At 65.8% G+C, this 2,277-nt stretch carries 3 protein-coding genes; 2 read left to right on the top strand and 1 reads right to left on the bottom strand.

The window, feature by feature from the left end; translation table 11 throughout:
- Positions 1-528: M48 family metalloprotease (locus JHD07_RS34725; protein ID WP_291630371.1), on the bottom strand; the 528-nt coding region annotated here is incomplete at its 3' end.
- A 245-nt stretch (positions 529-773) separates the two neighbouring features.
- On the opposite strand from JHD07_RS34725, the gene JHD07_RS34720 reads away from it, so the two are divergent.
- Entirely contained in the window at positions 774-1,961 is a 1,188-nt protein-coding gene (locus JHD07_RS34720; RefSeq protein ID WP_291630369.1) for an aminotransferase class I/II-fold pyridoxal phosphate-dependent enzyme, read from the top strand.
- Positions 1,962-2,054: 93 nt separating this feature from the next.
- A partial coding sequence (locus JHD07_RS34715; RefSeq protein ID WP_291630367.1) for a biotin transporter BioY occupies positions 2,055-2,277 on the top strand: 223 nt, incomplete at its 3' end.

Genomic DNA, 2,277 nt, shown 5'->3' with positions numbered 1-2,277 from the left:
GCGGATCATCTCCTGCGGGGCGGCAATCGCCGCCGCGCCGGCATTGGCCAGGCCGTTGTTGCCGGCGCTGCTGCGCTGGGTGCTGCCCGCTGCGATCGCGCCTGCGCCGAGCAGCATCGCGATGATCATCTGGGTCTGGGCGGTGGCGAGCTGTTCGCGCAGCTTGGACAGATGGCCGCCCGCCAGATGGCCGGTCTCGTGCGCGAGCACGCCGATGATCTGGTTCGGCGTCTCCGACTGGAGCAGCGCGCCCCAATTGACGAAGATGCGCCGGCCGTCCGCGACGAAGGCGTTGAACGAGCTGTCGTTGATGATCACCATCTGGATGTTGTGTTTCTCCAGGCCCGCGACGCGCAGGATCGGGCGGGTGTAGTCGCGCAGCAATTGCTCGGTCTCGGTGTCCCGCAGGACCGGCAGCCCCTTGGCCTGCGCACGCGCGGCCGAGAACGGCGTCAGCGCGATCGTCGCGGCCGTGACGAGGGCGGTGAGGGCGGAGGCCTTCTTGCGCAATGCGATCTGGAGCAACATCAAGCGGTCTTGGTCAAACGGGCTCGGTCAAGGTTTTGGTCGAGGGGTCTTGGTCCAAGGGTTTTGGTCGAGGGGTTTTGGTCAAGCAGTTTCGTGATTGGTTTTGGCGATTGGCGGCGGACCGGATACGCGATATGGCCTATGAGCCGCGCCCCTTATGAGCCGTACATTGCGGCCAGTCTGGGGCGCAAGCGCCCTGTTTCCAAGGACCGGACGGGCCGGTCGCCAGCCAGTAGCAGAAATCGATGCATGATGCGACCTTGAGGAACCGGTTGGGGCAGTGGCTCGAGCCCTCCCGCCGCAGCGATGTTCCCCCGTTCATGGTGATGGATGTCATGGCCGCGGCAGCCCGGATCGAGGCCACCGGCGGCCATGTCATCCATATGGAGGTCGGGCAGCCCGCGGCGGGCGCTCCGAGGACCGCGATTGCGGCCGCCCATGCGGCGCTCGAGGCTGGGCGGATCGACTATACCTCCGCGCTCGGCATGCCCTCGTTGCGCGCGCGCATTGTCCGACATTATCGCGAAACCTATGGCTGCGCCGTCAGTCCCGAGCGGATCGTCGTGACGACCGGGTCCTCCGGCGGCTTCATCCTGGCCTTCCTCTCGATGTTCGAGCCGGGCGACCGCGTCGCCGTGACGGTGCCGGGCTATCCACCATACCGCCACATCCTGACCGCGCTCGGCTGCGAGCCGGTCTTGATCGAGACCACCAACGAGACGCGTCACGCGCTCACCGGCGAGGCGCTGCTCGCCGCCCACCGCAAGGCACCGCTGAAGGGCGTGCTGGTCGGCAGTCCCGCCAATCCGACGGGCACGATGATGTCGCGCGAAGCGCTCGCCGGCCTCATGGCGGCCGCGGAAGACGCCGGCATCCGCTTCATCTCGGATGAAATCTATCACGGGCTCGACTACGCCTTTCCGGCCGTGACGGCGGCGGCACTGTCCGAGCACGCACTCGTGATCAACTCGTTCTCGAAGTATTTCTGCATGACGGGTTGGCGCGTCGGCTGGATGGTCGTGCCCGAGGTTCTGGTGCGGCCGATCGAGCGGCTCCAGCAGAACCTCTCGATCTCGGTGCCCTCGCTATCGCAGATCGCGGCAGAGGCGGCCTTCGACGGCGCGGCCGAGATGGAGGAGATCAAGCACAGCTACCAGGAAAACCGGCGCATTCTGATCGAGGGCTTGCCCAAAGCGGGCCTCAGCAAGTTCTTGCCTGCCGACGGTGCATTCTACCTCTATGCCGACGTCTCGGACTTCACTGCGGACAGTTTCGAGTTCGCCCAGCAGATGCTGGAGCAGGCCCGTGTCGCGGCGACGCCGGGCCTCGATTTCGATCCCATCCGCGGGCGCTCGTTCCTTCGCTTTTCCTATGCACGTTCTCCTGAAGAGATGCGGGAGGCAGTTGACCGGATTGCTGAGTGGCTTAAATAACCGCGCCAGTTTTCGTCAGCCTTCCGGAGTTCGACTTTGTCTGACCGTTCCGCGCCATCCGCCACTGCACCACATTCTCCTCTCGCCGCCTTGATGTGGCCGACCCGACCGGGCGAAGCCGTTGGCGCGCTGCGTGCCCTGGTGCTGATTGCGCTCGGCACGGCGCTGATGACGCTGTCAGCCAAGGTGAACTTGCCATTGCCCTATGTCCCGATGACGCTGCAGACGCTGGTGGTGCTGATGATCGGCGCCGCCTATGGCTGGCGCCTCGGCAGCGCAACCATGGTCGCCTACCTCGCCGAGGGCGCGATGGGGC

The sequence above is a fragment of the Bradyrhizobium sp. genome (assembly GCF_016462955.1).
Lineage (GTDB): Bacteria > Pseudomonadota > Alphaproteobacteria > Rhizobiales > Xanthobacteraceae > Bradyrhizobium.
This window is presented reverse-complemented; position numbering and strand designations above follow the sequence as displayed.